General features: G+C 58.9%; 15 protein-coding genes. 3 read left to right on the forward strand and 12 right to left on the reverse strand.

The annotated features are described in order from the left end of the window. Positions 1 to 144 precede the first annotated feature (144 nt). Positions 145 to 2,130 (forward strand): cyclic di-GMP phosphodiesterase, encoded by a 1,986-nt coding sequence (gene pdeR, locus GKQ23_RS12810; RefSeq protein WP_212408418.1) that lies wholly within the window; start codon positions 145 to 147, stop codon positions 2,128 to 2,130. A gap of 15 nt (positions 2,131 to 2,145) precedes the next feature. On the opposite strand, the gene GKQ23_RS12815 is transcribed toward pdeR, so the two are convergent. Both GKQ23_RS12815 and araD read right to left on the reverse strand, forming a co-directional pair. Continuing rightward, entirely contained in the window at positions 2,146 to 3,015 is an 870-nt protein-coding gene (locus GKQ23_RS12815; RefSeq protein ID WP_056238289.1) for a crotonase/enoyl-CoA hydratase family protein, read from the reverse strand. A gap of 109 nt (positions 3,016 to 3,124) precedes the next feature. Then, entirely contained in the window at positions 3,125 to 3,823 is a 699-nt protein-coding gene (gene araD / locus GKQ23_RS12820; protein ID WP_212408419.1) for an L-ribulose-5-phosphate 4-epimerase, read from the reverse strand. Positions 3,824 to 4,053: 230 nt separating this feature from the next. Between araD and osmB the strand changes: the two genes are divergently transcribed. Further along, entirely contained in the window at positions 4,054 to 4,269 is a 216-nt protein-coding gene (gene osmB / locus GKQ23_RS12825) for an osmotically-inducible lipoprotein OsmB (protein WP_056238294.1), read from the forward strand. Between the two features lie 76 nt (positions 4,270 to 4,345). Here the strand turns inward: osmB and yciH are convergent, their stop codons facing one another. The 5 genes from yciH to pgpB all read right to left on the reverse strand — a co-directional run bounded on the left by yciH (position 4,346) and on the right by pgpB (position 8,019). Further along, a complete protein-coding gene (gene yciH, locus GKQ23_RS12830) occupies positions 4,346 to 4,672 on the reverse strand; it encodes a stress response translation initiation inhibitor YciH (protein WP_056238297.1) in 327 nt (108 codons plus the stop codon). Continuing rightward, a complete protein-coding gene (pyrF, locus tag GKQ23_RS12835; RefSeq protein ID WP_212408420.1) occupies positions 4,672 to 5,388 on the reverse strand; it encodes an orotidine-5'-phosphate decarboxylase in 717 nt (238 codons plus the stop codon). Before pyrF ends, yciH begins: the two co-directional genes overlap by 1 nt. A 207-nt stretch (positions 5,389 to 5,595) precedes the next feature. Further along, on the reverse strand, positions 5,596 to 6,765 hold the full coding sequence (lapB, locus tag GKQ23_RS12840) for a lipopolysaccharide assembly protein LapB (protein WP_056238306.1): 1,170 nt from the start codon (positions 6,763 to 6,765) through the stop codon (positions 5,596 to 5,598). Between the two features lie 6 nt (positions 6,766 to 6,771). After that, a complete protein-coding gene (locus GKQ23_RS12845) occupies positions 6,772 to 7,080 on the reverse strand; it encodes a LapA family protein (RefSeq protein WP_101505949.1) in 309 nt (102 codons plus the stop codon). A gap of 174 nt (positions 7,081 to 7,254) precedes the next feature. Next, positions 7,255 to 8,019: a phosphatidylglycerophosphatase B gene (gene pgpB, locus GKQ23_RS12850; RefSeq protein ID WP_212408421.1), complete on the reverse strand. Its 765-nt coding sequence runs from the start codon at positions 8,017 to 8,019 to the stop codon at positions 7,255 to 7,257. A gap of 229 nt (positions 8,020 to 8,248) precedes the next feature. Here pgpB and ribA point away from each other — a divergent pair, with 229 nt between their 5' ends. Then, positions 8,249 to 8,842, forward strand: a complete 594-nt coding sequence (gene ribA, locus GKQ23_RS12855; RefSeq protein WP_056238315.1) for a GTP cyclohydrolase II — start codon at positions 8,249 to 8,251, stop codon at positions 8,840 to 8,842. 49 nt (positions 8,843 to 8,891) lie between these two features. Here ribA and acnA read toward each other — a convergent pair whose 3' ends face one another. From acnA to topA, 5 genes are all read right to left on the reverse strand, one after another. Further along, entirely contained in the window at positions 8,892 to 11,573 is a 2,682-nt protein-coding gene (gene acnA, locus GKQ23_RS12860; RefSeq protein WP_212408422.1) for an aconitate hydratase AcnA, read from the reverse strand. Between the two features lie 466 nt (positions 11,574 to 12,039). Further along, positions 12,040 to 12,225, reverse strand: a complete 186-nt coding sequence (locus GKQ23_RS12865; protein ID WP_146005477.1) for a hypothetical protein — start codon at positions 12,223 to 12,225, stop codon at positions 12,040 to 12,042. Next, positions 12,207 to 12,365, reverse strand: coding sequence for a YmiA family putative membrane protein (locus tag GKQ23_RS12870; RefSeq protein ID WP_072166401.1), 159 nt, complete (start codon positions 12,363 to 12,365; stop codon positions 12,207 to 12,209). The genes GKQ23_RS12865 and GKQ23_RS12870 overlap by 19 nt, the downstream gene beginning before the upstream one ends. 481 nt (positions 12,366 to 12,846) lie before the next feature. Continuing rightward, positions 12,847 to 13,821 (reverse strand): HTH-type transcriptional regulator CysB, encoded by a 975-nt coding sequence (cysB, locus tag GKQ23_RS12875; protein ID WP_056238322.1) that lies wholly within the window; start codon positions 13,819 to 13,821, stop codon positions 12,847 to 12,849. 255 nt (positions 13,822 to 14,076) lie between these two features. Then, complete coding sequence (topA, locus tag GKQ23_RS12880; protein ID WP_056238324.1) at positions 14,077 to 16,674, reverse strand: type I DNA topoisomerase; 2,598 nt, start codon at positions 16,672 to 16,674, stop codon at positions 14,077 to 14,079. Between the last annotated feature and the right edge of the window lie 220 nt (positions 16,675 to 16,894).

Genomic DNA, 16,894 nt, shown 5'->3' on the forward strand with positions numbered 1-16,894 from the left:
TCCCTCCCGATCGTTGTCGCGATCGGAAAGTTTTATTTCAGTATAAAATTGAGTATGGCGGCAACGGACGCAGCCGCTTTCGGCAGAATAATGTCGTTAAACCAGTATGATATCCGTTGCTACCTAGCACGAAGGAGAATCTGAATGACCGATGAACAGGGGCAGTCGCTGATGTATGCCTGGTTTGGCACCCACAGCCCTCATTGGCGTTTAACTTCTGACAGCGATGCCCTGCAGTTTGCCAAAGATGAAGGCGGCGTCACCAGTATCGCCGTGGCGCTGAGCCCCGGTCAGGCCAGCATGCTGCGCGCGATGACGGTGATCACCTCCAGCGTTAACCTCAGCCTGGCGATCTACGGCAACGACCTGTCGCTGCACCTGGTTGGCCGCAAGGTCAGCCAGTCGGCGTGGGCCGGTTCGGCGTCTGCCTGGGGCGATACCTCATCGGTCGCGCGTGACCTGGTGCACGGTCTCTCCTTTGCCGAGCAGGTGGTATCCGAAGCCAACTCGGTGATCGTCATCCTCGATCAGCACGGGCATATCCAGCGTTTTAACCGCCTGAGCGAAGAGTACACCGGCCTGAAGGAGCAGGAGGTGATCGGGCGCAACGTGTTCAAACTGTTTATGACCCGCGAAGAAGCGATCGCCTCGCGCCGCAACGTGGCGCACTTTTTTCGTGAAGGCAGCTCGTATGAGGTAGAGCGCTGGGTCAAAACCAAAAAAGGCCAGCGCCTGTTCCTGTTCCGCAATAAATTTGTCCACAGCGGCAGCGGTAAAAATGAAATCTTCCTGATCTGCTCCGGCACCGATATTACCGAAGAGCGCCGTGCTCAGGAACGGCTGCGGGTGATGGCCAATACGGACACGGTGACCGGCCTGCCGAACCGCAACTCGATCAACCAGGATATCAGCGCCGCGCTGGAAAAACGTGTCAATGGCCAGGTCGGGGTGGTGTATCTCGATCTCGACAACTTCAAGAAGGTCAACGACGCCTACGGCCATATGTTTGGCGACCGGCTGCTGCAGGCGGTGTCGCTGGCGATCCTTAGTTGTCTTGAAGAGCAGCAGACCCTCGCCCGCCTCGGCGGCGATGAGTTTATTATCCTGGCGGAGCAGACCAGCCAGCTGGCGCTGGAGGCGCTGGCCTCACGCATTCTCGACCGCCTGAAGCAGCCGTTCCGCATTGGCCTGATCGAGGTCTACTCCGGCTGCTCGATCGGCATCGCCTTCGCCCCGCAGCACGGTGAGGATCGCGACAGCCTGATCCGCAATGCCGATACCGCGATGTATACCGCCAAAGAGGGCGGACGCGGCCGCTTCAGCATGTTCTGCTCCGAGATGAACCAGCGGGTGTTTGAGTATATCTGGCTGGACACCAACCTGCGCAAAGCGCTGGAGCTGAGCCAGCTGGTGATCCACTATCAGCCTAAGCTCAACGCCGACAACAGCGTGACCAGCGTTGAGGCGCTGGTGCGCTGGATGTCGCCGGAACGTGGACTGGTGCGACCGGACAGCTTTATCTCCTACGCCGAGGAGTCCGGGCTGATCGTGCCGCTTGGCCGCTGGGTAATGCTGTCGGTGCTGGAGCAGATTAAACGCTGGCGAGTGATGGGGATTGACCTGCGGGTGGCGGTGAACGTGTCGCCGCGTCAGCTGATCGACCAGAGCATCTATTCCGATCTGAAGCATGCGCTGAACGAGGCGGGGATTGTCGGCTGCCCGATTGATATCGAGCTGACCGAGAGCTGCCTGATTGAGAATGAGCAACAGGCGCTGGACCTGATGCAGCAGTTCCAGAAACTGGGGGCGGCGGTGCATCTGGATGATTTTGGCACCGGCTATTCGTCGCTGTCGCAGCTGGCACGGGTGCCGATTGACGCGATTAAGCTCGACCAGAGCTTTATCCGCGGAGTGGATTCGCAAAAAGTCTCGCAGTCGCTGGTGCGGGCGATTGTAGCGGTGGCGCGCGCGCTGGATCTGCAGGTGATTGCCGAAGGGGTGGAAACCCCGGAGGAGGAGGCGTTTGCCATCGCCAGCGGCGTTGACCTGCGCCAGGGGTATCTGTATGCAAAGCCAATGCCCGCCGGGGAGCTCGAGCACTGGCTTAAACAACGTGCCGCTAAGGATTAACTAGCGCACGGCGACTCAGCCAGCGTGGCGTAACGCCTGCTGGCTGTGTCGATTCTGCAACGTCACCAGCCGTTCCATATAGGCGATATCCTTCGGCTCCAGCTGAAATGCCGCATCCACCCAGTCTTCCGTAATATCCATCAGCTCACCCCGGCTCAGCTGTAGCACCCGCTGACGCGCGCGCAGCATGGCGCGCACGCCGTTCAGCTTCGGCCGCAGCGTATCGATAAAGGTGCGCGTGCAGCGATAGCCGTCACCCGGCTGGAACAGACGATCCACCAGCCCGCGGGTTTCAAACCACTCCGCGGTGTGCGACTCCCCTTCACAGATCAGCTCTTCGGCCAGCTTCATGCCGGAACGCCGTGCCACCAGTGAATAGCCGCCCATGCCCGGGAACAGGTTAAAGGCGATCTCCGGGAAGCCCATGCGGGCGGTGTTCTGCGCGAGGATAAAGTGGTGCGCCAGCGCGGCTTCAAAGCCGCCGCCCAGCGCGCTGCCCTCAATCATCGCAATGCTCACCGCCCCGCAGTCGAAACCGCGCGCCGCGGCGTGGATGCAGTCCACACAGGCGCGGGCATAGGCACGCAGGGCTTCCCGCCGGCCATTTTTGATCGACTCGACAAAGAAGCGCAGGTCGCCGCCCGCGTTAAACATGGTCGGTACCAGCGAGCCGGTAACCCAGAAATCAATCTCCAGCCCGCTGCGCTGGGCGGCATAGCTGAGGTTCATGATCTCTTCAATCAGCTGATGATTGAAGCTCGGGCGCGGCTGGGCACGCAATAACATCCACAGGGTGCGCCGCTCTTCTTCATAGTAAGCCGACAGCTGGGTGGTAGAGCCGACTTCATTGAACAGACGGCAGGTAGCCTGATTAATAACGGTCATAGTTTCATCCTCTGTTAGTTGGCGCGATAATCGCTTAACCAGCCTAATAGAGAGTGAGTAAAGCCAGAACAGGTGCCTGATATAACGGATAAAAATTTTTATCGTCAGACTATTTTTGCCCGTAATATGCCTGGGCGCCGTGCTTACGCAACCAGTGTTTGTCCAGTAGCGCCTGATCCACCGGCGGCAGCTCCGGGGTTAGCTGACGGCTGAAAATGCCCATATAGGCTACCTCTTCCAGCACGACGGCGCTGTGCACTGCTTCTTCCGCGCTACGCCCCCAGGCGAACGGCCCGTGCGAATTGACCAGTACCGCCGGTACCGCCAGCGGATCGATCTCGCGCTGCTGCAGCGTTTCAATAATCACCTGGCCGGTGTGCCATTCGTAGCGGTCGCTAATTTCGTCGGCGTACATCGCGCGCGTGCAGGGGATTGCGCCGTAAAAGTCATCGGCGTGGGTGGTGCCCCAGGCGGGGAGATCGCGGCCCGCCTGGGCCCAGATGGTGGCATGGCGTGAGTGGGTGTGGACAACTCCCCCTATCTGCGGCCAGGCAAGATAGAGCGCGCGATGGGTGTCGGTGTCGGACGACGGCCGTTTGCTGCCTTCGACCACCTCGCCACTGCTGAGGCTGACCACCACCATATCGTCGGCCTGCATCTCTTCGTAGCTTACGCCGGACGGTTTAATCACCACCAGCCCCTGCTCACGATCGATGGCGCTGACGTTGCCCCAGGTAAAAGTCACCAGGCCATAGCGCGGCAGCGCCAGGTTGGCCGCCAGTACCTGCTGTTTCAGTTGTTCCAGCATAATCTCGTCTCCCGATGCATGTCGGAATATTGTCATGCCAGCGCGGCCGGGACGGTATGGAAGCATTGGCTGAATAGCGGGCAGTTTCTGACTGAGGCAGGAGAAGTGTGTACAGAGATGTCTAAAAATTAGGAATTTTCACCTGAGCGTATAATCAGTAAACCCTTCTATACTTAGAGGGTATCCAGACAATTAACGCTATCTGGTCGACGAAAATCAGGAGAATAATGATGTCAACTACTGCAAAACGCGTTACCGCCGCCGTATTGGCTGCAACTTTAGTCCTTTCACTCAGCGCCTGTTCAAACATGTCGAAACGCGATCGTAACACCGCCATTGGTGCCGGCGCCGGTGCTATCGGCGGCTCAATTCTGACCAACGGCAGCGGCCTTGGCACCCTCGGCGGCGCGGCCGTCGGCGGTATAATCGGCCACCAGGTCGATTAAGCTGACGACGGTATAGCCGGCAGGCTGCCTGCAGCAGCGCTTAGCAAAAAGGCCACGATCGCTCGTGGCCTTTCCCTTATCCGCCGGCCAGTTTGACCCTGTGCCCTTTGGCCTCCAGCAGCGTTTTCAGCAGGTCGCGCTGGTCGCCCTGAATCTCAATCACGCCATCCTTGAGCGCGCCACCACAGCCGCACTTTTTTTTCAGCTCGGCGGTCAGCTTGCTCAGCTCGGCGTCGTCCGCGTCGATACCGCTAATCAGGCACACGCCCTTGCCCTTTCGCCCGCTGGTCTGGCGCGCAATACGTACGATACCATCGCCCTTCGGGCGCACCGCTACCGCTTTCGGCTCGTCAATACGTCCGCCGGCCGTCGAGTAGACCAGGCGGCTGTTGTTATCGGCCATTACGCCTCCTGCAGTGAGCTGAGAATCGCGGCAAGCGTAGCGGCCGGATCGGCAGACTGGGTAATCGGACGCCCGATCACCATATAGTCAACGCCGGCCTGCTGCGCCTGCTCAGGCGTCATGATGCGGCGCTGATCGCCGGCATCGCTACCCGCCGGGCGAATACCCGGCGTTACCAGCCTGAAGTCCTGGCCAATGTGCTGTTTAAAACGCACCGCTTCGTGTGCGGAACAGACCACACCGTCGAGGCCACACTGGCGGGTCAGCCGCGCCAGCCGTTCCGCCTGCTCTGCCGGGGTCAGGGTAATGCCCAGCCCGCGCAGGTCTTCAGCGTCCATGCTGGTGAGTACCGTCACGGCGATCAGCAACGGCGCATCGTTGCCAAACGGCACCAGCGCTTCGCGCGCCGCGCTCATCATCCGCGCCCCACCGCTGGCGTGAACGTTGACCATCCATACGCCGAGATCGGCCGCTGCCGCCACCGCGTGGGCGGTGGTGTTGGGAATATCGTGGAATTTCAGATCGAGAAACACCTCGAAGCCGCGCTGCTGCAGGTCACGGACGATCTGCGGCCCGAACAGCGTGAACATCTCTTTGCCCACCTTCAGACGGCAGCTGCCGGGTTCAATCTGGTCGACAAACGCCAGCGCGCGATCGCGATCGGCGTAATCTAAAGCGACCACAATCGGTGAACCGCTAACCTGAATGTCTTGCATGGAACTCTCCTGGTGGGTGGCAAACGGCTGGCATTCTACCTGTGTCAGGAGGAAATTCACAGGCAAGGTATTGAGAAAATGGCCCGCGCTGTAAAAAACTCCCTCGCCCTGCATGACCGCGCTGCACCGGCGTTACTGCAACCCTGTCGGGAGAGGGATAAAAAGTATGTTGTAACTAATTGACGATACCGGTTTAATCGCCCCCGGTTACTGGCCGTCGAGGCCACGGATCGGTTTAACCGAAGACCAGGTGCGGCATGACGGGCAGTGCCAGTAGAGCGCATGGGCGGTGAAACCACACTTGTGGCAGCGGTAGCGCGGCTTGGTGCGGATCTGCTCGCCAACCATATCGCGCAGCACCATCAGGCTCTCTTTCGCTCGGCCCGCTTCGGCCTCCTGCAGGTTAAAGTCCATCAGGCGATGGAAAACGCGCATGGTAGGATGACGCTGCAGCTGGCGGGTAATATAGGTTTGCGCCACCTCGGCCCCTTCATCGCGATCGAGGATCGCCGCCAGGTGCAGCTCCGCCGCCGCGCCGGTGTTCTCTTCCACGCAGCGCTGCAGATAGTCGCGCCACGCCTGCGGCTGGTTGAGGTGCTGATAGCAGGTTTCCAGCATATCGAGTGTTTCACTGACCAGCTCGTGATCCTGTTCGATCACCCGCTGCAGATGGCTGACCGCGCGGGCGTACTCCCCTTTCGCCAGCTGAATGCGCCCCATCATAATCGATACGCGGGCGCTGTTGCGGTCCGCGGACTCACCCCGTTTCAGCAGGCTCATTGCCCGGTCGAGATCGTCGCTGCCCATCGCCTGCAGCGCCAGCTCGCAGTAGAAGTGGGCGATCTCCATCTTCTGCCGCTCTTTGCCCAGCTTAACCAGCCGCTCCGCCACCTCAATGGCGTTGGTCCAGTCGCTGGTCGCCTGGTGGATCAGCAGCAGCTGCTGCAGCGCGCTGACGCGGAAGTCGGTTTCATCCACCAGCTGGCCAAACATCTGTTCGGCGCGGTCGTAGAAGCCGGCGGCCATATAGTCGCGCCCCAGCTGCTGGATCGCCAGCAGGCGCTGGTCGTAGGTCAGCGACGCGCTCTCCATCAGCGCCTGGTGAATGCGGATCGCGCGGTCGACTTCGCCGCGCGAACGGAACAGGTTGCCCAGCGTCAGGTGCGCTTCCACGGCCCCGCTGTCCTCTTTCAGCATCTCAAGGAACAGGTCAACCGCTTTGTCCTGTTGATTGGAAAGCAGGAAGTTAACCCCGGCTACGTAATCCCGTGACAGGCGGCTGGCCTCCTGTTGCTTATCCTGTTGCGCGCTGCGCCGGCCCATATACCAGCCGTAGGCGGCAGCGACGGGCAGCAACAGAAACAGCAGTTCCAACATAAAGTATTATTCCCTGACTGCCGCAGGCTGGGCGCTGGCCGCAGTGGTATCGCTCTGCCCCAGCTGCTGCTGCAGACGTTTCAGCTTACGCTGGCTGTTGGCCAGCGACAGGCGCAGCCGCAGCCAGAACAGCCCGCAGATAGCCCAGCCAAGTATAAATCCGCTGGCAAACAGGGTTGCCAGCAGCGTTGAAATACGGAACTCGCCCTGCGCCAGCAGGTAGTTAAAGTTCACCACCTGGTCGTTGTGCGCGCCGAGGGTGACAGAAACGACGAATATCGCCAGCACAACCAAAAAAATCAGCAAATATTTCACAGTGCATCCCGTTATCTGGAGTTAACCAGATGAATTATGCCAAAAAAATCGCCCCGATGCTTGCTTAGATGCAGCGGATGCGGCCGCCACGGACGCTGCACGCGATCCCCCTGCGGCGGTTCCGCGCGTCCCGCATCCGCTAAGAAATGGGGGCAGCTCGTCAGTTTACAATCATTAAGGCTGATTTTCCCGTTCGGCTATCTCCTGCTGCTCCTGCAGCGGCACGCCGAGCGGGCCGCAGAAGCGCTGCGCCAGCCAGGTGGCGAGGCTGACAAACAGCCAGCTGAACAGGGTGGCAACGATCAGGTCACGCGGCCAGTGCATGCCGAGCGCCAGCCGGCTGCCCATCACCAGCGACGCCCACACCAGCAGCACGATGATGGTCACGTAGCGCCGGCGCGGCCACAGCAGGCCAACGCCGAGCAGCGCCCAGCTGGCCGCAAACATCGTATGACCGGACGGGAAGGCAAAACCGGTTTCAAACGCCCAGTGGCGCTTCAGCCAGCCGGGGAGCTGCTTATCTTCCGCTACCGCCTCGCTGACCAGTTGGCTGCGCTGCTTTCGGTGCTGCTGGTAAAAGGTCTCCGGGTTAACGCCGCGCTGCTGCTCCAGCCACAGCACGTAGGGGCGCGGCTCCCTCACCTGCTCTTTAATCACCCCTTTGGTGTACTGCCCGATCAGGATCGCGCCGACGATAATCGCCAGCAGAAACACCGCCGGTTTCAGGCGAAAGCGCAGGCACCAGAGAAACCAGCCGCAGAGGATGGCACTGGTCAGCGTGCCCCACGGCCGGGTCACCGTTTCGGTAAACCAGAACAGAATCTGATGCCCCAGCCCCATCTCCACCGGCTGCCAGCGCCAGCCCGATACCATTACCGCCAGCGGCAACAGCAGCAACAGCAGCGCCCCCAGCGTGGTACGTTTCAGAATATCCTTCATCTACTCTCCCTGGTCCGTTCAAATCACGTCAGTCACTAACAATAGGATAAAAAATAATAACCTGGAGCCTGGCGATGCGCTTATTGTACGGTATCGCAGCAATCGCTCTAAGCTGTTAACCCTCGCGAGACGGGTTGTGGCAAAATAGCGGGTATTGTACCGGTCAGCAAGCTGACCCTGCCGCTTTCGCCGCGCGAAAGTGGCAGTATCTGACGTTTACGGAGAACGCATGCAGCTTAAACGAGTGGCGGAAGCCAATCTGCCCACCCCCTGGGGTGATTTCCTGATGGTGGGGTTTGAAGAGGTGGCCACCGGGCACGACCACGTGGCGCTGGTGTATGGCGACGTCTCGGACCATGAGCCGGTCCTGTCCCGCATCCACTCTGAGTGCCTGACCGGCGACGCGCTGTTCAGCCTGCGCTGCGACTGCGGCTTTCAGCTGGAAGCGGCGCTGAGCCAGATCGCGGAACAGGGGCGCGGGATTTTGCTCTATCACCGCCAGGAGGGGCGTAATATTGGCCTGCTGAATAAAATCCGCGCCTATGCGCTGCAGGATCAGGGCTACGACACCGTAGAAGCCAACCACCAGCTGGGTTTTGCCGCCGACGAACGTGATTTTACGCTGTGCGCCGATATGTATAAGCTGCTGGGCGTCAACGAAGTTCGCCTGCTGACCAATAACCCGCGTAAAGTCGAAATCCTCAGCGAGGCCGGCATCAATATCGTTGAACGGGTACCGCTTATCGTCGGCCGCAACCCGAGCAATACCCATTACCTGGATACCAAAGCCGCCAAAATGGGCCACCTGTTGTCTAAAGGCTAACCACCGCAGCGGGCAAGGGGTCTCCCTTGCCCGATCCCTGCTCTGCCCCTCAGTCGTTCAGCATATTGCGGATCACGTAGTGCAGAATGCCGTCATTCTGGTAGTAGGTCAGTTCGTTGCCGGTATCGATGCGGCAGCGGGTCTCCAGCACCTGCTTACTGCCATCGTTGCGCGTTAACGTCACCCTCACCGTTCCCCCCGGCCGCAGCTGGTCCAGGTTGCTGATGTCGATCTGCTCGTCACCGGTCAGTCCCAGGGTTTTGCGCGTTTCACCCTGCGGGAACTCCAGCGGCAGAATGCCCATACCGATCAGGTTTGAACGGTGGATGCGTTCGAAGGACTCGGCAATCACCACCCTTACCCCCTGCAGACGTGGCCCTTTTGCCGCCCAGTCGCGGCTGGAGCCGGAGCCGTACTCTTTACCGGCAATCACCGCCAGCGGCACTCCTGCCTGCTGGTAGCGCATCGCCGCGTCATAAATCGCCATCTGCTCATTGCCCGGTAGGTAACGGGTGATGCCACCCTCTACCCCCGGCACCATTTCGTTGCGGATGCGGATATTGGCAAAGGTGCCGCGCATCATCACCTCGTGGTTGCCGCGACGCGAGCCGTAGGAGTTAAAGTCGGTTCGCTCCACGCCGCGCTCCAGCAGATAGCGCCCGGCCGGGCTGTCGGCCTTTATGCTGCCGGCGGGCGAAATATGGTCAGTGGTGACCGAGTCGCCAAGCATCGCCAGAATGCGCGCGCCGTGGATATCGCTGACCGGTTCCGGTTCGCGCTGCATGGTGTCGAAGAACGGCGACAGGCGGATGTAGGTGGAGTCCTGATCCCAGCCGTAGGTGGCAGCCTCGCTGACGTCTATCTGCTGCCACTCCGGCGTGCCGGCAAACACCGCCGCATACTCTTTGTGGAACATATCGGTGGAGACCTGCTGCACCGCTGCGGCGATCTCCTCCGGCGACGGCCAGATATCACGCAGATATACCGGCCCACTGGCGTTAAAGCCCAGCGGTTCGGTCTGCAGGTTAAGCGTCATGTTGCCGGCCAGCGCATAGGCCACCACCAGCGGCGGCGAGGCCAGCCAGTTAGTTTTGATTAACGGATGGATGCGCCCCTCAAAGTTACGATTGCCGGAGAGCACCGCGCCGACGGTCAGGTCGCCCTGCTTAATCGCCGTTTCAATGGCGTCCGGCAGCGGCCCGGAGTTGCCGATGCAGGTGGTACAGCCGTAACCCACCAGGTTAAAGCCCAGCGCATCAAGGCTGGCGGTCAGCCCGGCTTTATCCAGATAGTCAGAGACCACTTTGGAACCCGGCGCCAGCGACGCTTTCACCCAGGGTTTCGGCCGCAGGCCGGCCGCTACGGCTTTTTGCGCCAGCAGGCCGGCGGCCATCAGCACGCTGGGGTTGGAGGTATTGGTACAGGAGGTGATCGCCGCGATGACCACCGCGCCGTCATCAAGCGCGGTCTGCTGACCGCTCTTCTCGTCCAGGTAGCTGACCGCCCGCCCGTCTTTCTGCGCGTGGTTGACCTCCAGCTCGTGACTGGCCTTAAACGCCGCCGGTACGTCGCCCAGCGCCACGCGATCCTGCGGGCGTTTCGGCCCGGCGAGGCTTGACTCCACCCCCGACATGTCCAGCGCCAGGGTGCTGGTGAACACCGGCTCATCGCCGGGTTCGCGCCACAGGCCCTGAGCCTTAGCGTAAGCTTCCACCAGCGCCACCTGCTGCGCGCTGCGCCCGGTAAGGGTCATGTAGCCCAGCGTCACCGCATCAATCGGGAAGAATCCGCAGGTGGCGCCATATTCCGGGGCCATATTGGCGATGGTGGCGCGGTCAGCCAGCGGCAGGTCGTCGAGGCCGTCGCCGTAGAACTCAACAAATTTGCCGACCACGCCGTGCTTACGCAGCATCTGGGTGACGGTCAGCACCAGGTCGGTGGCGGTGATTCCCGGTTTCAGCTTGCCGCTGAGCTTAAAGCCGACGACGTCGGGGATCAGCATCGATACCGGCTGTCCGAGCATCGCCGCTTCCGCCTCAATCCCGCCCACGCCCCAGCCGAGCACCCCCAGCGCGTTGATCATGGTGGTGTGAGAGTCGGTGCCAACCAGCGTATCGGGGTAAGCCACCTCTTCGCCCTGCTGCTCTTCGTGCCACACCGCCTGCCCGAGATACTCCAGGTTCACCTGATGGCAGATGCCGGTGCCGGGCGGCACCACGCTGAACCGGTTAAAAGCCTTCTGCCCCCAGCGCAGGAAGACATAGCGCTCATGGTTGCGCTCCATCTCCAGCCGTACGTTCTCATCAAAAGCCGCGTCGCTGCCGAAGCGGTCTACCGTTACCGAATGGTCGATCACCAGATCGACCGGCGACAGCGGGTTAACCTTCGCCACGTCGCCGCCGAGGCGTTTCACCGCCTCACGCATTGCGGCCAGGTCGACCACCGCCGGCACGCCGGTAAAGTCCTGCATAAGCACCCGCGCCGGGCGATAGGCGATTTCACGATCGGCGTGGGCCGTCTGCAGCCAGCCGGCCAGCGCGCGGATATCTTCATCGGTGACCGAGTCATCATCCTGCCAGCGCAGCAGGTTTTCCAGCAGCACCTTCATCGATTTCGGCAGGCGGGAAATATCCCCCAGTTCAGCCGCCACACGGGCCAGGCTGAAAAAACGATAGTGCTGTTGCTGTACTGCCAGCGTGTCCTGGCTTAATTCTCGTAGGGTCTGCGACATGGCTCCTCCGTTTTGACGCATGCAGTTCATACCCTGACAAACTACAGGGCTGATATAAACATAGTACAGAATGGAGGTAAGATTTTGATAACATGAGGTGTGAGCACAGGCGGATACAAAAACGCCCCGTCGGCTGGCGACAGGGCGTGATGAGAATAAGGTAAGAAAAAATAGATTATGGTGTGTTTACAGTGACATACCCAGCCACACCACGCCGCTCCAGAACAAAGTGCAGAAGGTCAGCACCCCTAACCACGTCAATTGCGTAATATTCACAGAAACCCTCGCTAACAAAACAGGTATTAATCGCAGCTGCCCTTTTAAAGCATTCTGACCGCTGCGCGATTATCGGGTTTCAGACACACTGATTGAGATCAGTCCCGGTATAAATATCAGTAACGAAAAATAAGGCTTTTTTTATAATAATAACCGTTGCGGCGTTATTAATCTGACCCGCCTGCCCGGCTCAATCCATTTCCAGCATTGACTCAATAAAACGATGCTGAGACTCGTTAAACATCCAACCTTCCAGTATCGCCTGCTCAGTCTTAGTATCGGCAGCCATTGTCGATTCTTTAACCTTTTTTTCCGTTTCTTTTCGCAGCTGACCGGCAAGCTCTGGTGTGCAACGGTTCAACTCATCAACCGCCATACCACCAGCGCAACCATCAGCCAGAACAGCGATGAACCGGCAAACACCGCCAGCCAGGCCTTACGTTTAAGATCGCTCGATCCTTCGGCGTCAGCGGCATCCTCTGCAAACTCTGCATGTACAGACAGTCTTGTAGCCATAATGCGACTCCTGGTTTGATTGGTGCTGGTGATGTTATCCACCACTATTAGGATTAATCCTAAGGCATTCCGGGGGATAAAATCCAGCAATATTTATGCGAGAAAACGATTAATTCATTTTATCAACTAAGCCAAATTAATATTTAGATAGCCATCTTGTTTGCATCAACAAATTAATCGCCAGAGGAAACAGTTGCTAGCGATTGTCGGCTGCCGGTTCGAGGTTGCACAGGCGCTGCCGCCGCCCTTTACTGTCTAAACTTTCCACTAATTATGGAAATCTTCATATTGGTTATCAAAGTTATCGGCGTGAAAGTGTGTTCAGATTCTCATTTAATAAATGAATTAGCTTTAAGCTGTGACGCAGGTGTCATTTAATGAAATTTATTTCAGGCAGGGGGCTATTGCAGAAACAGGTGGTGCCGATAATGCAGATTCAGGGCAGGCGGTGCTGCCCTGAGGCGTTCAGTCTGCGTATTGGTTAGCGGGCGGGCAGTTTGATGTCTTTAAACATCGCTTCAATATCGTCGTTCGAGCGCAGGCCAACGGCGGTGTCTACCACGTCGCGCGTCAGGTGTGGCGCGAAACGCTGAATGAAATCATACATATAACTGCGCAGGAAGGTGCTGCGGCGGAAACCGATCTTGGTGGTGCTGTAGGTAAACACGTCCGTCGCTTCAATTCTCACCAGGTCCGGGTCAGAAACCGGGTCCACCGCCATGCTGGCAATCACCCCGACGCCGAGCCCCAGACGCACGTAGGTTTTTATCACGTCGGCATCGGTGGCGGTAAAAACGATGCGCGGGGTCAGACCGGCGCGGTTGAAGGCGGTGTCCAGCTCAGAGCGTCCGGTAAAGCCGAAGGTGTAGGTGACCAGCGGGTACTCCGCCAGTTCCTCAATCGATACCTTGCTTTTGCCGGCCAGCGGGTGATCCGGGGTTACCACAATCGCCCGGTTCCAGTGGTAGCACGGCAGCATGATCAGATCGTCATACAGGTGCAGCGCTTCGGTAGCGATAGCAAAGTCGGCATTGCCCTTCGACACCGCTTCGGCGATCTGCGTCGGCGATCCCTGGTGCATGTGGAGCGACACGCGCGGATAACGTTCAATAAAACCTTTGATCACCCCCGGCAACGCGTAGCGCGCCTGGGTATGGGTGGTGGCCACGAACAGGGAGCCTTTATCCGGCCAGGTGTGCTCACCGGCCACCGACTTAATCGCGTCAACCTTGGACAGCACCTCGCGGGCGATGCGGATAATCTCCTGCCCGGCGGGGGTGACCTGAGTCAGGTGTTTGCCGCTGCGGGCAAAAATCTGGATGCCCAGCTCATCTTCCAGCATGCGCACCTGCTTACTGATGCCGGGCTGAGAGGTGTAGAGCCCTTCGGCCGTAGAGGAGACGTTAAGATTGTGGTTTACCACTTCCACGATGTAGCGCAGCTGCTGCAATTTCATTTTTCATTCCATCCTGGGTTTGAAGCACGACGCCAGAGACCAGACTAAGACGTCCGCCAGGAAAATGACCGGATGCAGACTGCGGGTCTAATGCGATTTGATAATAAGAGAAGCCATTTCTATAACAACTATATCAAAAATGTGGGATATGTATAGCATCGGTTTGGGAACAATCTTGGGGATTTCTGGCGGGATCCGGCAACAGCGGGGGCTCAAAAAAAGCGGGGAGATCGGGCGATCTCCCCTCATGGGCAGTTACTTTTTGGTCACCTGCCACTCGCCGTCAACGAAGAAGGCTGTCCAGCCGGTGGCTTTACCCTCTTTATCGGTGCTGACGTACTGCTGTTTGGTTTTACGGCTGAAGCGAACCACCGCCTTGTTGCCTTCGTCATCCGCCGCTGGCGCATCGGCCAGGTAGCGCAGTTTCTCCGGCAGACGGTCGCGGAAACGCTGCAGCTCCTCCACCTGCGGCGCGCGGGTTTCGCGCGATTTCGGGAAGGTGTTGGCGGCGAGGAACACGCCGGCCGCACCGTCACGCAGCACGAAGTAGGCGTCTGACTTCTCGCACGGCAGTTCCGGCAGCGGCACCGGATCTTCCTTCGGCGGCGCGACTTCACCGTTACGCAGGATCTTTCGGGTGTTCTTGCAGTCGTCGTTGGTGCAGGACATGTACTTACCGAAACGGCCCATTTTCAGGTGCATCTCAGAACCACACTTCTCACACTCAACGATCGGGCCGTCATAACCCTTGATGCGGAACTCACCCTGTTCGATTTCGTAGCCGTCACACTCCGGGTTGTTACCGCAGACGTGCAGCTTGCGCTGGTTGTCGATCAGGTAGCTGTCCATCGCCGTGCCGCACTTCTGGCAGCGGCGACGGGCGCGCAGGGCGTTGGTTTCCGCATCATCCCCTTCCAGAACGTTCAGCACTTCATTTTCCGGAATCAGGTTGATGGTCTGCTTACAGCGCTCTTTCGGCGGCAGCGCATAGCCGGAGCAGCCGAGGAATACCCCGGTGCTGGCGGTGCGGATGCCCATCTGGCGGTTACAGGTCGGGCAGTCAATCGAGGTAATCACCATCTGATTGGGCTGCATACCGCCCTCTTCCGGATCTTTCTCGGCCTGCTGCAGCTGCTGGGTGAAATCACCGAAGAAGGCATCCAGCACCCCTTTCCACTGCGCCTGGTTATTGGCCACCTTGTCGAGGTTGTCTTCCATATGCGCGGTGAAGTCATAGTTCATAAGCTCGCGGAAGTTCTGCTCCAGACGATCGGTGACGATTTCACCCATCTTCTCGGCGTAGAAACGGCGGCTCTCGACCTTAACGTAGCCGCGATCCTGAATGGTCGAAATGATCGATGCATAGGTGGACGGGCGGCCGATGCCGCGTTTTTCCAGCTCGCGCACCAGCGAGGCTTCGCTGAAGCGCGCCGGCGGCTTGGTGAAGTGCTGGCTCGGCAGCAGTTCCTGCAGCGACAGTTCGCTGCCGACGTCCACCGGCGGCAGGGTACGATCTTCATCGCCCTTGCGCAGCGCGGGCATCACCCGCGTCCAGCCGTCAAAGCGCAGCGTACGCCCTTTGGCTTTCAGCTTAAAGCCGGCCGCTTCGACGGTCAGCGTGGTTGAGTCATACTGCGCCGGCATCATCTGGCAGGCCACGAACTGACGCCAGATCAGCTGATAAAGCTTCTGCGCGTCGTTTTCCATATCCTTCAGCTGCTCAGACTGGATCTTCACGTCGGACGGACGGATCGCCTCGTGCGCTTCCTGCGAGTTTTCTTTGCTGCTGTAGGTGTTGGCATCCTTCGGCAGATACTTTTTACCGAATTCATCTTCGATGTAGCCGCGCACCATGCTCACCGCATCCTGACTCAGGTTGGTGGAGTCGGTACGCATATAGGTGATATGACCCGCTTCGTACAGCCGCTGCGCCATCATCATGGTTTTCTTGACGCCAAACCCAAGCCGGGTGCTGGCCGCCTGCTGCAGCGTGGAGGTAATAAAAGGTGCACCCGGCTTGCTGCTGGTCGGTTTATCTTCCCGCTCAGAGACAAGGTAGCGCGCCTTTTCCAGCAGGCTGACGGCCGCCTCGGTCTGCTCACGGTTAACCGGACGGAACGGCTTATCGCCCTGATGGGTGACCTGCACCGGCAGCGCAACCCCTTTTGGCGTCTGCAGATCGGCCGCCAGCTCCCAGTACTCTTCCGGGACGAAGGCTTTGATCTCGCGCTCACGCTCCACCACCAGCCGCACGGCAACCGACTGTACGCGCCCTGCGGAGAGGCCACGGGCCACTTTCTTCCACAGCAGCGGCGACACCATATAGCCCACCACGCGGTCCATAAAGCGGCGCGCCTGCTGGGCGTTAACGCGGTCGATATTCAGTTCGCCCGGCTTGTCAAACGCCTGACGAATCGCATTCTTAGTAATTTCGTTAAACACCACGCGGCTGTAGCGTGACTCATCGCCACCGATCACTTCTCGCAGGTGCCAGGCAATGGCTTCCCCTTCGCGGTCAAGGTCGGTTGCGAGATAGATATGGTCAGCTTTTTCTGCCAGCGCCTTCAGCTCCGCCACCACTTTCTCTTTACCGGGCAGGATCTGATAGTTCGCCTCCCAGTCGTGGTACGGGTCGATGCCCATGCGGCTGACCAGCGCCGCTTTCTCATCTTTCTTAACTTTTTTGGTTGTTTTACTGGTTGTAGAGTCAGCGCTCTTTTTAACCGTTGATCCGCTGGTCGGCAAATCGCGGATATGGCCCACGCTGGATTTCACCACGTAGTCATTGCCGAGATATTTATTGATCGTTTTGGCTTTTGCCGGGGATTCAACTATTACGAGAGCTTTTCCCATAGTTACCTTTACCTGATTAAAACATCCGAGAGTAAGTCGTTCCGTTAGGCGATCGCTGCGAATGACGCCGATGGCTCTACCGACGTGGGGGAATGCTGGAGCAAACACACCGTATAACATCCCCAAATGCAGCTGATAACACCCTGATTAACGGGACTTTTTACCACCTGTTAAACGCATCGCTAACAAAGCGTAAAGTCATTTTTACGCCCGGAACCCG

This window comes from Erwinia sp. E602 (assembly GCF_018141005.1).
In the GTDB taxonomy this organism is placed as follows: Bacteria; Pseudomonadota; Gammaproteobacteria; order Enterobacterales; family Enterobacteriaceae; genus Erwinia.

Bases quoted from the DNA above. Each gene is read 5' to 3' on its own strand.
- pdeR (WP_212408418.1), top strand. From the start codon at position 145: ATGACCGATGAACAGGGGCAGTCGCTGATGTATGCCTGGTTTGGCACC.
- GKQ23_RS12815 (WP_056238289.1), bottom strand. From the start codon at position 3,015: ATGACCGTTATTAATCAGGCTACCTGCCGTCTGTTCAATGAAGTCGGC.
- araD (WP_212408419.1), bottom strand. From the start codon at position 3,823: ATGCTGGAACAACTGAAACAGCAGGTACTGGCGGCCAACCTGGCGCTG.
- osmB (WP_056238294.1), top strand. From the start codon at position 4,054: ATGTCAACTACTGCAAAACGCGTTACCGCCGCCGTATTGGCTGCAACT.
- yciH (WP_056238297.1), bottom strand. From the start codon at position 4,672: ATGGCCGATAACAACAGCCGCCTGGTCTACTCGACGGCCGGCGGACGT.
- pyrF (WP_212408420.1), bottom strand. From the start codon at position 5,388: ATGCAAGACATTCAGGTTAGCGGTTCACCGATTGTGGTCGCTTTAGAT.
- lapB (WP_056238306.1), bottom strand. From the start codon at position 6,765: ATGTTGGAACTGCTGTTTCTGTTGCTGCCCGTCGCTGCCGCCTACGGC.
- pgpB (WP_212408421.1), bottom strand. From the start codon at position 8,019: ATGAAGGATATTCTGAAACGTACCACGCTGGGGGCGCTGCTGTTGCTG.
- ribA (WP_056238315.1), top strand. From the start codon at position 8,249: ATGCAGCTTAAACGAGTGGCGGAAGCCAATCTGCCCACCCCCTGGGGT.
- acnA (WP_212408422.1), bottom strand. From the start codon at position 11,573: ATGTCGCAGACCCTACGAGAATTAAGCCAGGACACGCTGGCAGTACAG.
- GKQ23_RS12865 (WP_146005477.1), bottom strand. From the start codon at position 12,225: ATGGCGGTTGATGAGTTGAACCGTTGCACACCAGAGCTTGCCGGTCAG.
- GKQ23_RS12870 (WP_072166401.1), bottom strand. From the start codon at position 12,365: ATGGCTACAAGACTGTCTGTACATGCAGAGTTTGCAGAGGATGCCGCT.
- cysB (WP_056238322.1), bottom strand. From the start codon at position 13,821: ATGAAATTGCAGCAGCTGCGCTACATCGTGGAAGTGGTAAACCACAAT.
- topA (WP_056238324.1), bottom strand. From the start codon at position 16,674: ATGGGAAAAGCTCTCGTAATAGTTGAATCCCCGGCAAAAGCCAAAACG.